The sequence below is a fragment of the Nannocystis pusilla genome, from assembly GCF_020073745.1.
In the GTDB taxonomy this organism is placed as follows: Bacteria; Myxococcota_A; Polyangia; order Nannocystales; family Nannocystaceae; genus Nannocystis; species Nannocystis radixulma.
Genome location: NZ_JAIRAU010000007.1, coordinates 1 through 16,757, shown reverse-complemented (window position 1 = coordinate 16,757; position 16,757 = coordinate 1). Strand labels below are relative to the sequence as shown.

Annotated in this window: 18 protein-coding genes; 10 read left to right on the top strand and 8 right to left on the bottom strand. The window is 70.5% G+C overall.

Features of this window, described 5'->3' with window-relative positions:
- Nucleotides 1-32 precede the first annotated feature (32 nt).
- Nucleotides 33-644, bottom strand: coding sequence for a hypothetical protein (locus K7C98_RS09735; RefSeq protein ID WP_224191320.1), 612 nt, complete (start codon nucleotides 642-644; stop codon nucleotides 33-35).
- A gap of 345 nt (nucleotides 645-989) precedes the next feature.
- Here K7C98_RS09735 and K7C98_RS09730 point away from each other — a divergent pair, with 345 nt between their 5' ends.
- Nucleotides 990-2,147, top strand: a complete 1,158-nt coding sequence (locus K7C98_RS09730) for a sulfite oxidase (protein WP_224191319.1) — start codon at nucleotides 990-992, stop codon at nucleotides 2,145-2,147.
- A 14-nt stretch (nucleotides 2,148-2,161) separates the two neighbouring features.
- On the opposite strand, the gene K7C98_RS09725 is transcribed toward K7C98_RS09730, so the two are convergent.
- Nucleotides 2,162-2,815 (bottom strand): pentapeptide repeat-containing protein, encoded by a 654-nt coding sequence (locus K7C98_RS09725; RefSeq protein ID WP_224191318.1) that lies wholly within the window; start codon nucleotides 2,813-2,815, stop codon nucleotides 2,162-2,164.
- A gap of 205 nt (nucleotides 2,816-3,020) precedes the next feature.
- Here K7C98_RS09725 and K7C98_RS09720 point away from each other — a divergent pair, with 205 nt between their 5' ends.
- The 6 genes from K7C98_RS09720 to K7C98_RS09695 are packed head-to-tail and all read left to right on the top strand — an operon-like array spanning nucleotide 3,021 to nucleotide 9,508.
- Entirely contained in the window at nucleotides 3,021-3,500 is a 480-nt protein-coding gene (locus K7C98_RS09720; protein WP_224191317.1) for a nitrate reductase associated protein, read from the top strand.
- Complete coding sequence (gene fdhD / locus K7C98_RS09715; RefSeq protein ID WP_224191316.1) at nucleotides 3,497-4,318, top strand: formate dehydrogenase accessory sulfurtransferase FdhD; 822 nt, start codon at nucleotides 3,497-3,499, stop codon at nucleotides 4,316-4,318. Before K7C98_RS09720 ends, fdhD begins: the two co-directional genes overlap by 4 nt.
- Nucleotides 4,319-4,378: 60 nt before the next feature.
- Entirely contained in the window at nucleotides 4,379-4,852 is a 474-nt protein-coding gene (locus K7C98_RS09710) for a formate dehydrogenase subunit gamma (protein ID WP_224191315.1), read from the top strand.
- Nucleotides 4,849-6,384, top strand: a complete 1,536-nt coding sequence (locus tag K7C98_RS09705; protein ID WP_224191314.1) for a formate dehydrogenase beta subunit — start codon at nucleotides 4,849-4,851, stop codon at nucleotides 6,382-6,384. The genes K7C98_RS09710 and K7C98_RS09705 overlap by 4 nt, the downstream gene beginning before the upstream one ends.
- Before the next feature lie 22 nt (nucleotides 6,385-6,406).
- The gene (fdhF, locus tag K7C98_RS09700; RefSeq protein ID WP_224191313.1) at nucleotides 6,407-9,259 is read left to right on the top strand and encodes a formate dehydrogenase subunit alpha; all 2,853 of its coding nucleotides are present in this window, start codon (nucleotides 6,407-6,409) and stop codon (nucleotides 9,257-9,259) included.
- Nucleotides 9,260-9,271: 12 nt separating this feature from the next.
- Nucleotides 9,272-9,508 carry a formate dehydrogenase subunit delta gene (locus tag K7C98_RS09695; RefSeq protein ID WP_224191312.1) on the top strand — a complete coding sequence of 79 codons (237 nt, stop codon included), beginning with the start codon at nucleotides 9,272-9,274 and terminating at the stop codon, nucleotides 9,506-9,508.
- A 67-nt stretch (nucleotides 9,509-9,575) separates the two neighbouring features.
- On the opposite strand, the gene K7C98_RS09690 is transcribed toward K7C98_RS09695, so the two are convergent.
- The gene (locus K7C98_RS09690; protein WP_224191311.1) at nucleotides 9,576-10,229 is read right to left on the bottom strand and encodes a hypothetical protein; all 654 of its coding nucleotides are present in this window, start codon (nucleotides 10,227-10,229) and stop codon (nucleotides 9,576-9,578) included.
- Between the two features lie 141 nt (nucleotides 10,230-10,370).
- On the opposite strand from K7C98_RS09690, the gene K7C98_RS09685 reads away from it, so the two are divergent.
- Nucleotides 10,371-10,934: a hypothetical protein gene (locus K7C98_RS09685; RefSeq protein WP_224191310.1), complete on the top strand. Its 564-nt coding sequence runs from the start codon at nucleotides 10,371-10,373 to the stop codon at nucleotides 10,932-10,934.
- A gap of 337 nt (nucleotides 10,935-11,271) precedes the next feature.
- Here K7C98_RS09685 and K7C98_RS43460 read toward each other — a convergent pair whose 3' ends face one another.
- On the bottom strand, nucleotides 11,272-11,403 hold the full coding sequence (locus K7C98_RS43460) for a hypothetical protein (protein ID WP_263429382.1): 132 nt from the start codon (nucleotides 11,401-11,403) through the stop codon (nucleotides 11,272-11,274).
- A 58-nt stretch (nucleotides 11,404-11,461) separates the two neighbouring features.
- Between K7C98_RS43460 and K7C98_RS09680 the strand changes: the two genes are divergently transcribed.
- Entirely contained in the window at nucleotides 11,462-12,931 is a 1,470-nt protein-coding gene (locus K7C98_RS09680; RefSeq protein ID WP_224191309.1) for a hypothetical protein, read from the top strand.
- Here K7C98_RS09680 and K7C98_RS09675 read toward each other — a convergent pair.
- Nucleotides 12,871-13,716 (bottom strand): hypothetical protein, encoded by an 846-nt coding sequence (locus K7C98_RS09675; RefSeq protein WP_224191308.1) that lies wholly within the window; start codon nucleotides 13,714-13,716, stop codon nucleotides 12,871-12,873. The two genes, K7C98_RS09680 and K7C98_RS09675, sit on opposite strands and share 61 nt — an antisense overlap.
- Before the next feature lie 16 nt (nucleotides 13,717-13,732).
- On the opposite strand from K7C98_RS09675, the gene K7C98_RS09670 reads away from it, so the two are divergent.
- Nucleotides 13,733-13,969, top strand: coding sequence for a hypothetical protein (locus tag K7C98_RS09670; protein ID WP_224191307.1), 237 nt, complete (start codon nucleotides 13,733-13,735; stop codon nucleotides 13,967-13,969).
- A gap of 264 nt (nucleotides 13,970-14,233) precedes the next feature.
- On the opposite strand, the gene K7C98_RS09665 is transcribed toward K7C98_RS09670, so the two are convergent.
- The 3 genes from K7C98_RS09665 to K7C98_RS09655 all read right to left on the bottom strand — a co-directional run bounded on the left by K7C98_RS09665 (nucleotide 14,234) and on the right by K7C98_RS09655 (nucleotide 16,494).
- On the bottom strand, nucleotides 14,234-15,319 hold the full coding sequence (locus tag K7C98_RS09665) for a hypothetical protein (RefSeq protein ID WP_224191306.1): 1,086 nt from the start codon (nucleotides 15,317-15,319) through the stop codon (nucleotides 14,234-14,236).
- Between the two features lie 150 nt (nucleotides 15,320-15,469).
- The gene (locus K7C98_RS09660; protein WP_224191305.1) at nucleotides 15,470-15,850 is read right to left on the bottom strand and encodes a hypothetical protein; all 381 of its coding nucleotides are present in this window, start codon (nucleotides 15,848-15,850) and stop codon (nucleotides 15,470-15,472) included.
- Nucleotides 15,851-15,852: 2 nt separating this feature from the next.
- Nucleotides 15,853-16,494 (bottom strand): hypothetical protein, encoded by a 642-nt coding sequence (locus tag K7C98_RS09655; RefSeq protein WP_224191304.1) that lies wholly within the window; start codon nucleotides 16,492-16,494, stop codon nucleotides 15,853-15,855.
- Nucleotides 16,495-16,757 lie beyond the last annotated feature (263 nt).

Below are 16,757 nucleotides of genomic sequence, written 5' to 3'. Positions count from 1 at the left end.
TCGCACATGTCCCGAACGCCTCCTCGATTCACTCAGAACGCGAAGCCGACGCTGGCCCCGTACGTGCGCAGCTGCGGGTCATGCAGCGGAGCCACCCCGCGCCAGCGCAGGCGCGCCCCCGGCCCGCTCGCGGCGAGCCCCGCCTGCACCTCGCGCAGCCGTCGCAGCTGCGCCCCGCGGACGCCCAGCAGCACTGCCCCGGTGACGATGACCGCGCCGCCGATCCCCGCCATCGTCAAGCCGACGCCGTAGCCCTCGCCGAGCGTGAGACCGATGTAGAGCCCGAACCCGAGCGGAGCGAAGCCCACGCCGAGCAGGATCCCCCCGGGCTTCATGCGCCGGCGATACTTGTCGTCGAGGTACTGCGCGAAGCTCTGCACCTCGCTGTCCTCGTCGTCGTCCCCTTCTGCGCGCGCCTCGGCCCGGTCCTTCTGGTCGTCCTGATAGTCGGCCCAGTGCCCGCGCATGTCCTGCCCCAGCGCTCGCCCGACGCGGTCCGCGTATTGCCGCTCTGCCTCGAAATACCTCGCCAGCCGCACGCCCTCGTCCTCGCCGCCCGCCGCCGCCACGGCCTGCGGCTGCGGCCCCTCCGGCACGGAAGCGGCCTGAACACCCAGCGCGAGCAACACGGACAAGTAAGCCATGCGCGACAGCATGCCCCACCACGAGCCCTCGCGCGAGTGCGCCTTCTCCGCAATTCATGACCACGAGTTCGCCGACATTCACTCCACAGGAGGGATACCGCGGTCCGATGATTGACCGCAGTCTTGCGATTGGTGCCACCTCGCCCCGCATCAGAAATCCACCGACCATCGCAGCAAAGACAAACGCCTCGGCGCGCGAGCACGACGCACGCTCGAGCGAGCGGCCGTCGCGAGCGAACTGCGCCGCCGCCCTCGTGCGCCGGCAACCCCGCGCGCACCCGCGAGCACGGCCCTCCTCGCTCCCGGCGCCGCGACCGCGAGCGCGACCGATGCGACGCTCCGCCCGTGCGAGTCATCGTCGCCAGCCCCGGACCCTCACGCCGCGAGCTCCTCACCCTCCTCGGCGGCGCCGCTGTGTTCGCCGCCTGTCGCAGCCGCAGCGCCCCGACCTCCGGCACGCTCGTCAAGGCCCTGCCCACGGAGGCCTTCATCCGCCACGAGCCCTACTCCGTCGAGACGCGCCTCGACAGCCTCCCGACCGATTCGCTGATCACCCCCACCGCGAGCTTCTACGTCCGCAACCACGGCCCGACGCCCCTCATCGCCGCCGACACCTGGTCGCTGCGGGTCGACGGCGAGGGCGTCGCCCGGCCGCTGAGCCTGTCGTACGCCCAGCTCCTGACGATGCCGAGCGTCCGCGCGATCCGCTACCTCGAGTGCGCCGGCAACGGGCGCGCCTACTTCGACGAATTGATGCACCGCCCCGCCGAGGGCTCGCCGTGGCGCGACGGCGGTTACGGGGTGGCCGAATGGGTCGGGGTGCGGCTCGCGGAGATCTTGCACAGCGCCGGGCTGCGCCCGCACGCGGCCTGGGTGACGCCGATCGGCCTCGACGACGAACGCTACGCCCGGCCGCTGCCGCTCGCCAAGGCGCTGGCCGGCGACACGCTCGTGGCCCACACCATGAACGGCGCCCCGCTGCCGCCCGACCACGGCTTCCCGGCGCGCGTCCTCGTGCCCGGGTGGGTCGGCGCCGCCAGCGTGAAGTGGCTCGGCGCGCTCGAGGTCACCGTCCGTCAGCCGTCCGTCAAGATGAACACCGAGGAGTACGTGCTCATCGGCCCGGACTATCCGAAGCCGCCCCCGCCGCTCACCACCGGCGTGGTGAAGAGCGCCGTGTGCCTGCCGTGGCCCGCCGTGCTGCCCCCCGGCCGACAGCCGATCTCGGGCCTCGCCTGGTCACCGTTCGGACGAATCGCCAGAGTCGAGGTCAGCCTCGACGGTGGCCATAATTATCGACCCGCGCGCCTGGTCGGCGACAACCTCCCCCTCGCCGGCGTCCGCTGGCAATTCGACCTCGACGCCGTGCCCGGCGACATGACCGTGACCCCGCGCGCCGTCGACGAGTACGGCAACGGCCAGCCCGACCTCGCCGCGCAGAAGTGGAACGAAAAGGGCTACCTGTTCGCCGCCCCCGTCCCCCACCCGCTCCACATCGTCTGACGACGCGACGCCTGCTACTTACGCCGGCCGCGATTCGCCTTCGCCGTCGCCCCCGAGTCCGACGAATACCCGGCCACGCGCAGCCCGAGGTGCATCGCCAGCAGCGCCGCCGTCTCGATCGCGATCACCGCATCACGCGCCTCGTTCTGCGCCGGGTCGAAGAACACCCCGGTGGCCGCGGAGAAGTCGGTCTTGCGCAGCTTGCAGCCGCGGAACACGCTGCCGTTCAGCGTGCTCCCGCGGAACGTCGCCTCGCCGAGGTCGACCTCGAAGAAGTTGGCCTCGGTCAGCGTGCAGTCGACGAACTCCGCCTTGCGCAGGCTCAGGCGCAGGAACGACGCGTACTGCAGCGTGCACTCGACGAACGCCAGGCTGGCGAACTTCCCCAGCTCGGTCCACTCGATCCCCATCAACTTGCTGCCGCGAAATTGCAGCTTGCCCGCCACCATCCCCGCGACCTTCGCCTGCGTCAGGTCGCAGCGCTCGAACACGCAGTCCTCCAGCCGCACCCCGCCCCAGCGGCTCTCTTGCCCCTTGCAGCCGACGAACCGGCAACCGACGAACTCCTTGCCCCCGAGCTCGAGGTCCTGCAGCTCGAGCCCCGTGAAGATCCGGTCCTCGAAGCTGTCGCCGCGCGAGAGGCTGTCCAGGTCGTCCGTGTCCGCCATGCCGACGCAACGCTGGACCCTCCGCCCGACCAGGTCAAGCGGACCGCCGCGCACATGTCCCCCAAGACATGTCATCCGCCACGACCTGTCCTTCGAGACATCCTCATCCTCGCGCGCGCCCGGTCGTGAGCTTCACCTCTCTCCCGGCGGCGCCGCGTCGCCCGCCGTCCTCGCGCCGGCGCCCGTCCTGCGCTAGCCTCGCGGCGTGTCGCACCACCCCGCGCTGTTCGCCTTCGAGGGCGACTTCCAGACCGACCTCCGCTGCATCCCCATGGCCGTGCGCCACCGACTCGACCTGTGCGGGATCAAGCTCTCGCTCAAGGAGTGGGTCAAGCTCGGCCCCGAGCAGCGCGGCGTCGTCGTCGGCCTGCTCGACCAGCCCGGGCTCGACGGCGCCGAGGCCGTGCGCCGCTTCGACGCCGCCGTCGTCGCCATGGTCGAGCAGCGCATGGGCGAGCCGCCGGCGCGCTGCCCCGTCGATCCCGCCCCGCCGTGGGCCAGCGCCGCGCAGATCCCCGCCGAGGTCGCCGCCAAGGCCGCCGCCGAGGGCATCGCGCTGACCCCGGCGCGGTGGTCCGGGCTCGCGCCGCTGCAGCGCTTCGCGCTCTACAAGCTCAGCCGCTCGAGCCACAAGAACGAGAACTTCGGGCCCGCCTGCCGCGAGTTCGGCCTCCTCGCGCCATGACCGCCGACGACCCGCGGATCCGCAGCGTCTCCGCGGTCGTGCACCGCGGTGGCCAGGTGTTCGCGCGCCACGAGCAGCTCGCCGTCGAGGACCCGCTCGAGATCCGCGTCGCCACCGGCGACGAGCCCGAGCCGCGGCGCCTGGCGATCACCATGCGCACCCCGGGCGACGACGCCGACCTCGCCGCCGGCTTCCTCTACACAGAGGGCCTCGTCACCCGCCGCGAGCAGATCGCCGGCATCACCTGCGACGTCGATCACGTGCGCGTCGACCTCGCCCCCGGCGTGCGCCTCCCCGAAGCTGTCCCAAAGCGCAGCTTCGTCATGACCTCCGCCTGCGGCGTGTGCGGGCGGGCCTCGCTCGACAATCTGCGCGCGCGCCCGCCGGGGCCGCTCACCCCGGGCCGCCCCGAGCTGTCGGCCGCGGTGATCCCCGGGCTCCCGGGCGCGCTGCTGCGTGCGCAGGCCACATTCGCCTCGACCGGAGGGATCCACGCAGCCGGGCTGTTCGACGTGCGCGGTGAGCTTCGTCTCCTGCGCGAGGACGTCGGGCGTCACAACGCCGTCGACAAGCTCGTCGGCGCCCTCCTGCTCGCCGGTCAGCTGCCCGCGCTCGACGCCGTCCTGCTGGTCAGCGGCCGCGCCAGCTTCGAGCTGGTCCAGAAGGCCGTCATGGCCCAGATCCCGATCCTCGCGGCCGTCGGCGCCCCTTCGAGCCTCGCCGTCGAGCTGGCCGAGGAGGCCGGCATGACCTTGCTCGGCTTCGTGCGCGAAGGTCGCTTCACGATCTACAGCGAGCGCCTGCGGATCGGCGCCTGACTTGCGGCGGCGATCACTCCGCGTTTGGGCCCGCGCGCGGAACTCGGTAGATTCGCGAGCATGAGCTCCGACGCGATCGACCAGGCGCTCGCCGCCGGCGGTCATCTGCCTGGCGGCCTGTTGCAGGTCCTGCACGGCATCGCCGACCGCCTCGGCCACATCCCGCCCGACGCGATCGGCCGACTCGCCGCCGCCCTCAACCTCTCGCGCGCCGAGGTCCACGGCGTCGTCACCTTCTACCACGACTTCCGCAGCGAGCCCCCGGGCCGCCACGTGCTCAAGCTGTGCCGCGCCGAGGCCTGTCAGGCCATGGGCAGCGAGAAGCTGGCCGGCGCGCTCGAGCAGCGGCTCGGCTGCAAATTCGGCGAGACCTCGCCCGACGGCGCCGTCACGCTCGAGCCCGTCTACTGCCTCGGCAACTGCGCCGCCGCCCCCTCGCTCCTGCTCGACGGCCAGCTGCGCGGCCGCCTCACCGAAGCGCGCCTCGATCGTCTGGTCGACGCCCTCGTCGCTTCGCCGCAGGAGCGCGCGTGACCCACATCGTCTACGTCCCGATCGACGCCACCGCGCGGTCCGTCGGCGCCGACGACGTCGCCGCCGCGATCGCCCGCGAGGCCGCCGCGCGCGGCGAGCCGGTGCAGGTCGTCCGCAACGGCACGCGCGGCCTGTGCTGGCTCGAGCCGCTCGTCGAGGTCGTCACCCCCGCCGGTCGCGTCGCCTACGGCCCCGTCGACGTCGCCGACGTCCCGGCGCTGTTCGCCGCCGACTTCCTGCGCGGCGGCGCCCACCCGCTCGGCCACGGCCGCACCGACGACCTCGCCTGGCTCAAGGGACAGGAGCGCCTCACCTTCGCCCGCGTCGGCCTCACCGACCCGCTGGACCTCGCCGACTACGAGGCCCACGGCGGCCTCCGGGGCCTGCGCGCCGCCCTGTCCCTGAAGACAGGTTCCGAGATCGTCGAGGAGGTCGTGCGCAGCGGCCTGCGCGGGCGCGGCGGCGCGGCCTTCCCGGCCGGCATCAAGTGGCGCACCGTCGCCGGCGCCGGCGCCGATCGCAAGTACGTCTGCTGCAACGCCGACGAGGGGGACTCCGGCACCTTCAGCGATCGCATGTTGATGGAGGGCGACCCGTACCTCCTGCTCGAGGGCATGACGATCGCCGGCCTCGCCGTCGGCGCCGAGTACGGCTACATCTACCTGCGCAGCGAGTACCCCGACGCCGAGCGCACCTTGCTGGCCGCGCTCGAAGCGGCGCGCGCGGCCGGCTGGCTCGGCCCCGACGTCCTCGGCAGCGGGCGGCGCTTCGACATCGAGCTGCGGCGGGGCGCCGGCGCGTACATCTGCGGCGAGGAGACCGCCATGCTCGAGAGCCTCGAGGGCAAGCGCGGCATGGTCCGGCCCAAGCCGCCGCTGCCGGCGATCTCCGGCCTGTTCGGCAGGCCGACCGTCATCAACAACGTCATCACCCTCGCCAGCGTCCCGATCATCCTCGACCGCGGCGCCCAGTACTACGCCGATTACGGCATGGGTCGCTCGCGCGGCACCTTGCCGTTCCAGCTGGCCGGCAACATCAAGCGCGGCGGCCTCGTCGAGAAGGCCTTCGGCCTCACCCTGCGCGAGCTGATCGACGACTACGGCGGCGGCACCGCCAGCGGTCGTCCTGTCCGCGCCGTCCAGGTCGGCGGACCGCTCGGGCCCTACTTGCCCGCGTCGAAGTTCGACGTCCCGCTCGACTACGAGGTCTTCGCCGCCGCCGGCGGCATGATCGGCCACGGCGGCATCGTCGTCTTCGACGACACCGTCGACATGGCCCTGATGGCCCGCTACGCCATGGAGTTCTGCGCCATCGAGTCGTGCGGCAAGTGCACTCCGTGCCGGATCGGCAGCACCCGCGGCGTCGAGGTCATCGACCGGATCCGCAACAACGAGCGGCGCGGCCCCAACCTCGCGCTCCTGCGCGACCTCTGCGACACCATGACCCACGGCTCGCTGTGCGCCATGGGCGGCCTCACCCCCGCCCCGGTGCTCAGCGCGCTCGAACACTTCCCCGAGGACTTCCAGCGCTGACGCGCGCCGAGGAGGAACTGCCATGTACTCCGTCAAAGAGCCCGACGCGGGCACCCCCGCGCGCACCAGCAGCGAGCAGGTCACCCTCGAGATCGACGGTCGCAGCGTCACCGTCCCGGCCGGCACCTCGGTCATGCGGGCGGCCGCCGACGCCGGCGTGCGCGTGCCGAAGCTGTGCGCCACCGAGTCGCTCGAGGCGTTCGGCTCGTGTCGCCTGTGCCTGGTCCAGATCGACGGCCGCCGCGGCTATCCGGCCTCCTGCACCACCATCGTCGAGCCCGGCATGAAGGTGCGGACCCAGTCCGACCCGCTCGCCAGGCTGCGCCGCGGCGTCATGGAGATGTACATCTCCGATCATCCGCTCGACTGTCTCACCTGCCCGACCAACGGCAATTGCGAATTGCAGGAGATGGCCGGCGTCGTCGGTCTGCGCGAGGTCAGGTACGGCTTCGACGGCGCCAACCACTTCAAGCAGGCCGAGAAGGACACCTCGAACCCCTACTTCGACTTCGACCCTGCCAAGTGCATCGCCTGCGCGCGCTGCGTCCGCGCCTGCGAGGAGGTCCAGGGCACCTTCGCGCTCACCCTGCAGGGCCGCGGCTTCGAGTCGAAGATCGCCAGCGGCAACACCGACTTCAAGAGCAGCGAGTGTGTCTCCTGCGGCGCCTGCGTCCAGGCCTGCCCCACCGCCACCCTCGTCGAAAAATCGATCGTCGAGCGCGGCCAGCCCGACCACAGCGTCGTCACCACCTGCGCCTATTGCGGCGTCGGTTGTTCGTTCCGCGCCGAGGTCAAGGGCAGCGAGGTCGTGCGCATGGTCCCCAACCGCGACGGTCACGCCAATCACGGCCACTCGTGCGTCAAGGGTCGCTTCGCCTGGGGCTACGCCACCCACAAGGATCGCATCACCAGGCCCATGATCCGCGGCTCGATCCGCGAGCCCTGGCGCGAGGTCTCGTGGGACGAGGCCATCGCCCACGCCGCCTCCGAGTTCAAGCGGATCCAGGCCAAGTACGGCCGCGGCGCCGTCGGCGGAATCACCTCCTCGCGCTGCACCAACGAGGAGACCTACCTCGTACAAAAGCTCGTGCGCGCCGCCTTCGGCAACAACAACGTCGACACCTGCGCCCGCGTCTGCCACTCGCCCACCGGCTACGGCCTCAAGACCACCCTCGGCGAGTCGGCCGGCACCCAGGACTTCGACTCCGTCGAGCACGCCGATGTCATCGTCGTCATCGGCGCCAACCCCACCGACGCTCACCCCGTGTTCGCCTCGCAGATGAAGCGCCGTCTGCGGGCCGGCGCGAAGCTCATCGTCATCGACCCGCGCGGCATCGACCTCGTGCGCTCCGCCCACATCGAGGCCGCGCATCACCTGCAGCTGCGCCCGGGCACCAACGTCGCCGTCATCAACGCCATCGCCCACGTCGTCGTCACCGAGGGCCTCCACAATGAGGCCTTCGTGCGCGCCCGCTGCGAGCAGCCGGCCTTCGACAATTGGAAGGCCTTCATCACCAGCCCGCACAACTCGCCCGAGGCCACCGCCGAGCTCACCGGCGTGCCCGCGGAGTCGATCCGCGCCGCCGCGCGGCTGTACGCCACCGGCGGCGACGCGGCCATCTATTACGGCCTCGGCGTCACCGAGCACAGCCAGGGTTCGACCATGGTCATGGGCATCGCCAACCTCGCCATGGTCACCGGCAACATCGGCCGGCCCGGCGTCGGCGTCAACCCGCTGCGCGGTCAGAACAACGTGCAAGGCAGCTGCGACATGGGCAGCTTCCCGCACGAGCTGCCCGGTTACCGCCACGTCGGCGACCCCGCGGTGCGGGCCTTGTTCGCCGCCGCCTGGGGCGTCGACATCGACAGCGAGCCCGGCCTGCGGATCCCCAACATGTTCGACGCCGCCATCGACGGCTCGTTCAAGGGCCTCTACGTCCAGGGCGAGGACATCGCCCAGTCCGACCCCAACACCCAGCACGTCACCGCCGCCCTCGAATCGCTCGAGTGTCTGGTCGTCCAGGACCTCTTCATCAACGAGACCGCCAAGTTCGCCCACGTGTTCTTGCCCGGCTCCTCCTTCCTCGAGAAGGACGGCACCTTCACCAACGCCGAGCGGCGGATCTCCCGCGTGCGCAAGGTGAGCCCGCCGCTGGCCGGCAAGGCCGACTGGGAGACCACGCTCGCGCTCGCCGAGGCGCTCGGCTACCCCATGCATTACGACCACCCGTCGCAGATCATGGACGAGATCGCCCGCCTCACCCCCACCTTCACCGGCGTCAGCTACGACAAGCTCGACCGCCTCGGCAGCATCCAGTGGCCGTGCAACGACAGGGCGCCCGCGGGCACGCCGGTCATGCACATCGACGAGTTCGTGCGCGGCAAGGGCAAGTTCGTCATCACCGAGTACGTCGCCACCCAGGAGAAGGTCACGCGGAGGTTCCCGCTGATCCTCACCACCGGGCGGATCCTCAGCCAGTACAACGTCGGCGCCCAGACCCGGCGCACTGCCAACAATGTCTGGCACGAAGAGGATCGCCTCGAGATCCACCCGCACGACGCCGAGCAGCGCGGGATCAAGGACGGTGATTGGTGCAAGATCGCCAGCCGCGCCGGCGAGACCGTCCTGCGCTGCACGATCAGCGAGCGCATGCAGCCCGGCGTCGTCTACACCACCTTCCACTTCCCCGGCTCCGGCGCCAACGTCATCACCACCGAGAACTCCGACTGGGCCACCAACTGCCCCGAGTACAAGGTGACCGCCGTGCAGGTCAGTCCGACCAGCGAGCCCGCGTCGACCTGGCAGCGCCGCTTCGGTGAATTCAGCGAGCAGCAGGACGCCCTCCTGCCTCCACGCGAACCCGCCCCCCGCTGACGGAGCCACGTCATGGACGCGCACAAGCTGGTCAAGATGGCCAACGACATCGCCACCTTCTTCGAGTCGGACCCCGACCCGGCCGCCGTCACCGACGGCATCGCCGGCCACCTGCGCCGCTTCTGGGACCCCCGCATGCGCCGCGCCCTCGTGCGCCACATCGACGAGCACGGCGGCGAGGGCTGCAAGCCGACCGTGCTCGCCGCCGTCGCCGGCCACCGCGCCGCCCTCGTCCCGCCCGCGAACTGAGCCGCGGCGCACAGCCTGTCCCTTCGGACACGCTCGATCGAACAGGCACAGTCCAGCCGTCCGGCGCTCAGCCTGCCGGCCAGACGAACGGAGCCGCCCCGCGGACCGCGTGGGAGACCCGCGTCGTCGCCTCGAGGTGGCGGAGGATCGCCCGCGCGCGGCTGAGCGGGTGCTCGGGGAAGCGCGCGTCGTACTCCGGCGCCTCGGACTTGTTGTAGACCAGCGGTCCTGGCGGGACCTGCGGGTCCATCGTCCAGCCCACGGCCGTCCGCGGCTCGCCGTCGAAGCGGACCCCCCCCGACAACAGCAGCTCGTCGAGGACGATGCTGTCGCGCACGCCGGTCATCCCTTGCTCCGCGCATTGTGCCTTCAGGACGTAGCTGAATTCGCGGAACGGCAGCGTCAGCGACGCGATGTACGTGCGGCCGTTCGGCTGCTGCGGCGCCTTGAACAGCGTGCGCACCGCGACGAGTCCGTCGACCACGATCGGCTCGACCTCCAGCACCCCGATCCCCGCCTCGCTCGCCATCTTGGCGTAGTACTGCACCAGCTGCGCCCGCGACGTCGGCGACGCCGCGATGTCGGGCGGCAGCGCGTGGTGGTAGAGCCCGATGGCGTCGCCGTGCGGTGACCACCACACCCGCACGTTGCCCTGTTCGCCCTTGAACGTATGACCGGTGACGTCGAAGCTCACCTGATCGAGTGGATTGCCGCCCTGCATGCGCGGGAACGTTACCAGAAGCGCGCAGATCGGGGACCCGCCCACGTTCCGGCCTGCTTGTCCCGAACCGCCGGTCAGCTCGCCGCAAACTCCCCCGCAGCCGTGGCGACCTCCGCGCTCGCGATCGGTTAGCATGCCGCCATGCGTTTGGTTTACGCCCTCGTGCCAGCCCTCCTGATGCCCTCGCTCCTCGCGTGCAGCCCCGAGTCCAAGTCCGGCACCGATACCAGCCCCGGCCCCGAGACATGCCCCTGCATCCCCGACGACGTGGGCGGCGACATGACCCCGCCCTCGCCGGGCACCACCTGCGGCGACGACGTGTGTCCGAAGATCCTCGTCGACGACATCGCCGACAACCAGGGCACCGAGGTCAAGAACCCCGACGCGCTCACCTGCGCCTTCGACGCTCTCCAGGCCAAGACGCCGGGCGTGATCCGCTGGTCCTACAAGCTCAATTATACGCAGTACGACGAGGAGGGCTACATCGTCATCCGCGACGACGGTACCATCATTCGCCGCAATTGGGGCCAGATGGACCTCGACTACATCGCGACCGACTCCCTCCACGGCGAGGCCCCGACCGACGCCCAGCTCGCCGCCTGCACCGCGATGACCGACCTCGTCCAGCGCTTCGAGTGCCTGCGCACCTTCACCATCACCGAGATCGAGATCTGCGACGCGGGCTGGGAACTCCTCGGCGACTGACCGCTCATGCCCTTGAGGACATGCCCTTTTAGGCATGTCTATGCGGCCATATCGCGTCGCTCCGGGAGACGATCGCCAAGACTGTAGCGCCGAGGCACGACCGTCGGCGGAGGCGTCGACGCTCGTGGACGGTGCTCGCTGCGCGCTCGCCGAATGACCCGAGGGAGCCACGCACGCGGGCTTCTGGCGCGGTTGCATTCTGCGCGCGTTTTTGACCCAATGCCCACGAGGCCCCCGATGTCCCAGACGCTCCGCATGCCCTGCGCCCTCGTGCTCGCCAGCCTGGTCCTTCTGTCGAGCGGATGCCTGCGCGACCTGTGGCTCGAGGGACAAAATACTATCCGGACACCGACTCCACGACGTCCACGGCCAGCTCGAGCAGCTGCGCCGAGCTCGACGCCTGCACGACCGACGCGTCGAGCGACCCGAACAGCACCGAGGCGAACCAGACCGCGACCGGCGACCTCACGACCATCACGACAACGGGCAACGGTGCGAGCGAGGGATCGGCCTCGAGCGGCGAGGATGTGCTGCCGGTCGAGGTCGAGGTGTTCGTGAGTCCGTCGCCGATGCTCGCCGCGGGCGAGGTGCTGGTATCTGTCTGGACGTCGCGGCCGGTCGCGTCGATCGACCTTTTTGATAACGGGACACCGCTGGTGGTCGGCGCGGTGCCCGACGAGCCGGTCCACGTGCTCGAGGTGACGTCGGACGACGTGCCCGGCGACGGCCCGCACACGATCCGCGCCGTCGCGCACGCGGTCGACGGTGGGAGCGGCGAGGGCGAGAAGGATCTCATGATCGACGTCCAGCCCGGCGGCACCGACGTGTGGCCGCCCTACGTGAAAGCGGGACCGATCAACGGTTTTACAGGTGCGGTGCTGCGCAAGAACGGGATCGACACCGCGGGCTTCTTCGAGACGAACCAGGGGCTCGAGGCGGTCGCGCTGCGGATCGACGGCGAGAAGGGGCAGCCGGAAGGCGAGCCGATCTTGCTCGGCCCCGTGGCGGTGACCGGCGGCGGTCGCGGACCAGCGATCGCCACCGCCGGCGACGCGACGTTCGTGGCGTGGACGCAGCCCAGCGGCCCGGACACGCGGTGGGCGGCGTCGCGGGTGACGTTCGGCCAGGGCAAGGGGCCGATGTGGCCCGGGCCGCTCAAGTCCACTGTCCACGCCATCGCCGTGGCCGGCGACAAGCTCGTCCTCGCCGGTGCGCTCGCGACCGGCCCCGGTACCCACGACCTCATGGTCTGGTGGATCTCGAGCGAGACCGGCGAGCTCGTCGCGTCGCGCCCGTTCGCCGCGACGGCCGCGGAAGATCCTCTAAACATGCGCGACGAGGTCGCGCGAGGCGTGGCGATCGTCGGCGACGAGGTCGTGGTGGTCGGCGAACACGACACCGAGGGCCTCGACAATGTACCGGTCCGCAGGACCGTGGTCTTGCGCCACAGCCTGGACGGAGAGCCGCTCGGCGAGTGGATCTCGCCCGGCGAACAGCTGGACGAGGACGCGGGGATGGCCATCACGCCGTTGCGTGACGGAGGGTTCGCCGTGGTCGGCTGGGGCCGCGACAAAGGATCGGTCCGCCAGGTGATGATGCGCTGGTTTTTCGGCCCAGGGCGAACCGATCGGTATGCGGATCGAGCCGACGCCCGCGAACGATGCGATCGGCTTCGCGGCCGGCGAAGACCGCGAGGGCAAGCTCGTCATCGCCGGAGTCCGCCAACAGCCGTTGACCGACGCCAACGCCTGGATCCTCGCCGTCTCCGGGCCGGTCGGCGCGCCGGCATGGGAGGTGATCCGCAACGGGCCGGGCCAGGGCCCCGACGAAGCCGCGGGCCTCGCGGTCGACGCGTGGGGTTACACCTACGTCGTCGGCAGCGAGTTCGACGCCTTGCAACCGCGTGCGTTCGCCCTGCGCCTCTACCCGTAGCCCGTCACTGCGGCACGAACACGTCGCACTGCGACTTGATCATCTTCGCCACGGTGGCGAAGTAGTCGCTGTACCCCTCGGCGCAGATCGAGCCGAACAGCGCGTTCGGCTGCATGAGCTCGGTCCAGGTGCGGAGCTCGTGCTCGGTACCCGGATCGTAGCCGCACAGCGCGTCGGGATCGTCGATGTCGGTCGAGATCACGAGGAGGACCACCGCGTCGGCGTCACCACCTTTCGCCTCCAAAAGGGCGTCTCTCCAGTCCTCCGGCGTGCCCGCGCTGTAACTGTCGTAAGTGTCCTGGATCGCCACGACGACGAGGAGCGCATCGTCGCGGAGAAACCCCTCGTTGCACGCGCCGGGCGCATGGTTGATCTCGTCGGCGACGGCCATCATGGTGACCTCCGCGACGTTGTCGGTGCCATTGGTCCCCATCGAGGCGATGCAGGTGAACGCGTCCACGAGGTCGGGCTGACCGGCGGTGATGTAGCGGAGGCCGCTCGCGAGCTCGCACCGCTGGTTGCTCGCGTCCTTCCCGATCGGGTAGGTCATACCTGCCCCGCGGACCAGGTCGCAAGGCTGCGGCGGCGTGCCGCACGGGAACTCGGGGAGCTCCGCGCACACATCGTCACAACCCGCACAGCTCGGATAGCCCCAGAACCCGGCCGTGTTGGCGGACAGGATGTGATAGTCGAAGTCCGCGAACTCGCTCTCGAGCGTGGCGATGAAGCCCGGAAAGCTCGCCTTGAGCCGTTCTTGCTTGGGCCACATCGTCTGTGCGCCGCTGATCGTGAACAGGAAGTCGACCTTGCCCTTGCAGCCGGGCGGAGGCCCGTCGCCGCCGTCGGGCATCGCACCGACATCGGGGATGGCGCTCGAACTGCTCGAGCTCGTCGTGCTCGCCGCAGTCGAGTCCTCACCCATGCCGCTCGACGACGACGTCGACGACGTGGACGCGTCGCCGCCGCTCGACGAAGAAGTGCTCCCCGGCGGCGCCGTAGTGATGCTCGTGCTGAAGCCCGACCCCTGCCCGTCGCCATCGCTGCAGGCGGCTGCGAGCGCGAGGACGGTGAGAGCGAGGCGCCGCATATCCCGGGAAGGATAGCGCCGGCCCCGGCCAAAATCACTCTCGCACCCGCCTCGAGACCCGGGGCATGCAAGGCTACTGAGCCCGCCGTCCGTGGCCATACGGGCACTCGTGGTTCCGTACGCGGCTCGCCGGCCTGTCGGGTGGCGACGCGAGGACTGCCGGTCGCGGCACCAGGCGGCGCGCGCGCTCGACCTGGCGCCTGCGGCGGGCGATGTCACTCGAACGCGGTACACCAGCGGCCGCGCGTCCCTCGGCGACGGTCGACGAGCTGAACGCGCCTCACCTGCGCCGGGCGAGCGCGTCCATCTCCCGCGCCCGCGGGCGCAACGCCTGCCACGCCGCCCACATCCCCGCCGGAAACAGCGCCTCTGCATCGCTGAAGGCCGTCTGCGACCACTCCACCCAAAAGCTGCAGGAGGCATCTCCAGGGAGGTGCCCCGCGCGACAGGCCGCCGCCAGCTCGCGGCAGCGATCGGCGATGTGCCGACACGCCAGCTCGGCCGCCTCGCTCTCCGCATCGACCTCCCCCGGCCGCCGCGCCGCGACCATGTCGAGCTGCTCGAGCAGCGCCCGCGCCTCCGCCCCCGAACTCGCGCAGTAGCAGTAGAACGGCAGCCAGCACGGCGGATTCCACCGGTGAGTGGAATACACCTCCTCGTACTTCGCCCCCGGCAGCGGCCACGCGTCCCAGAAGCGATACGCCGTCGCCCCGACGATCAGCTCCGCCACCGGCCCCGTCAACCCCGGCAAGCGCTCCGCGATCTGCCGCTGCAGCGCCGCCGGCGAGGTGCCAATCGGCTGTCCTCTCGGACATGTCCCATTCGCCATGAGCTCGGCCGCCGTCGCCGCTCCCATCGGGGTCCCTTGAAAAAACTCCGGCAGGAGCACGCGCTCCACCAGCCCGCGGGCCTCGCTCTCGTACAACACCACGTCGCCGAGCACCTTCCACGCGAAAGCGAGCGGCCGCATCCGCGGCGCGCCCGTCGACCCGAGCGCGCACGCGATCGTCTCGTGCTTCTCGCGGTAGATCGCCACGACCTCCTCGCCCCACCAGCGCAGATAGCCGACGTCGCACCCGAAATAGGGGTTGTACGTGTCGACTACCCACTCGCGCACCAGCACCTCGCCGACGCGCATGCGCAGGAAGTAATCGACGTCCTCCCAGCCCTCGTCTCCGGACGAGCGGCGCTCGACCCACGCCACCCGCTCGCCGGCGATCGCCCCGCCGACGACAGTGTGCTCGAACCCATCGTCCGCCACCCATTCGCGCGGTCTGCCGAGACGCGCGCACACCTCGTCGATCGCGACCGCCTGCTCCGCATCGACCTCGTCTTCCCGCTCCGGAAACAGCGCCCGCACGTCCATCACACCGCTCCTCGCCCCATCCGGGCGCGCTCCCGATCCCCCGCCGTCGTCGCCTGATCGTTCTCCTTCATACCGATACACCGACGCTACGCCCCGCCGCTCGCGGACGTCAAGCCGACGCCCGCAGGGCCGACATGGACGTCGGCCTCGCTATGACTCGCGGGCTGCGTCTACAGGCTCGATCGCCGGCGTCTCGCTGCCCTGGGCGAGAGCCCGCCGTCGGCGAAGCACCACCCACCGCAGACCTCGCTCGACGATGCCGAGCGCGAGATACGGCAGGCCCATCGCCACCGCGAAGACCACGGGAAGACTGCCTCCCGCCGCCTGAAGGATCGCGACGATGCCCATGCTGAACGCCGCCATGAACGAGCCGACGAGCATACTCAACACCGGGCGCTCGGTCCTGAGCTCGCGCCAGAACCACAACGTCGGCAGCAACCCCAGCGGCTGGGGACGCGACATCAAGAAACGCGGCCCTCGATCTCGATACGGAAGGCTCCCGGGCTCGAGGTACTCCTTGAGCGGCAGCATCCTCACTCTCCCGTCGTCCAACCCGGCTCGCAGGAGTCTGGATTCTCCTCGCAAGTCTTGTCGACGAGGTAGTTACACAGGATCCCGGCGCCAATCGCACCGAGGCACACGACCGAAATCTTGGGGAGACAGCCGAGAGCCGAGATCGCGCCGCACTTCGTCTTCTCTTCGTGCTTGCCGCGCAAGTCGCCGCAACTGTGCTGCGGTACCTGGACATCGACCGCGAAGATCCGCGCTTGTGCGGCCGCAAACGCGGCGAGCACCTTTTCGACGCGGGCATCCTCGCCTGTGCCCTGCAAGAAGCGGAGGCCCGCGGGCGTCGGTAGCAGCTCTTCACCCGACAACGAGAACAGGACCTCTTCGTTGACGAGATACTCGAGTATCTGCGCGGAGCTCGACATCGCCGTCGTGGTGCGCAGCTCGAGCCGATCCTCTACGCGGCCGGCCGGGTCCAGCGTAGCGAACTGGACGTGGCGGATCTGGGCGATACCCGGTTCCTCGCACATGTCCTCGAAGGGCGTGAGCGGCTGTTCGAATCGCCTCCGGGTCTCTTCGCCGACCTCGAAGCCCGAAGGGGGCACCACGACCGAGGATAAAGCGGCCGTAGCGAGCGCGAGTGTGGTTGCGATGAGCGTGCCTTGCATGGCGCCAATTTTGGCGGCATCTCATGGCGATGCTCGCGCGCCTGGGCCCGTCGCTCCTACAGCGCTGCGCGACCGGGGTCGCCGCGAGCTCGCCGGCCAGACGCCCCCTGCGGCGCCGTCGTGGCCGTTTGCTCGACCGACATCAAGCCATCTCGCCACCGAACACAGCACGACCTGCGTGCGGGTGAACTGCAGCGTCGCGCGCAGCTTCGTGCGTCGACCGCGACTCCACCCGCGCCTGGACAGCCGCGACACCCCGCGAG

Excerpts from the sequence above, each read along its gene's own strand:
- K7C98_RS09725 (WP_224191318.1), bottom strand. The coding sequence starts at position 2,815 with ATGGCGGACACGGACGACCTGGACAGCCTCTCGCGCGGCGACAGCTTC.
- K7C98_RS09660 (WP_224191305.1), bottom strand. The coding sequence starts at position 15,850 with ATGCTGCCGCTCAAGGAGTACCTCGAGCCCGGGAGCCTTCCGTATCGA.
- K7C98_RS09655 (WP_224191304.1), bottom strand. The coding sequence starts at position 16,494 with ATGCAAGGCACGCTCATCGCAACCACACTCGCGCTCGCTACGGCCGCT.
- K7C98_RS09675 (WP_224191308.1), bottom strand. The coding sequence starts at position 13,716 with ATGCCCGACGGCGGCGACGGGCCTCCGCCCGGCTGCAAGGGCAAGGTC.
- K7C98_RS09665 (WP_224191306.1), bottom strand. The coding sequence starts at position 15,319 with ATGGACGTGCGGGCGCTGTTTCCGGAGCGGGAAGACGAGGTCGATGCG.
- K7C98_RS09695 (WP_224191312.1), top strand. The coding sequence starts at position 9,272 with ATGGACGCGCACAAGCTGGTCAAGATGGCCAACGACATCGCCACCTTC.
- K7C98_RS09710 (WP_224191315.1), top strand. The coding sequence starts at position 4,379 with ATGAGCTCCGACGCGATCGACCAGGCGCTCGCCGCCGGCGGTCATCTG.
- K7C98_RS09685 (WP_224191310.1), top strand. The coding sequence starts at position 10,371 with ATGCGTTTGGTTTACGCCCTCGTGCCAGCCCTCCTGATGCCCTCGCTC.
- K7C98_RS09690 (WP_224191311.1), bottom strand. The coding sequence starts at position 10,229 with ATGCAGGGCGGCAATCCACTCGATCAGGTGAGCTTCGACGTCACCGGT.
- K7C98_RS09670 (WP_224191307.1), top strand. The coding sequence starts at position 13,733 with ATGGCGCTCGAACTGCTCGAGCTCGTCGTGCTCGCCGCAGTCGAGTCC.
- fdhF (WP_224191313.1), top strand. The coding sequence starts at position 6,407 with ATGTACTCCGTCAAAGAGCCCGACGCGGGCACCCCCGCGCGCACCAGC.
- K7C98_RS09735 (WP_224191320.1), bottom strand. The coding sequence starts at position 644 with ATGGCTTACTTGTCCGTGTTGCTCGCGCTGGGTGTTCAGGCCGCTTCC.
- fdhD (WP_224191316.1), top strand. The coding sequence starts at position 3,497 with ATGACCGCCGACGACCCGCGGATCCGCAGCGTCTCCGCGGTCGTGCAC.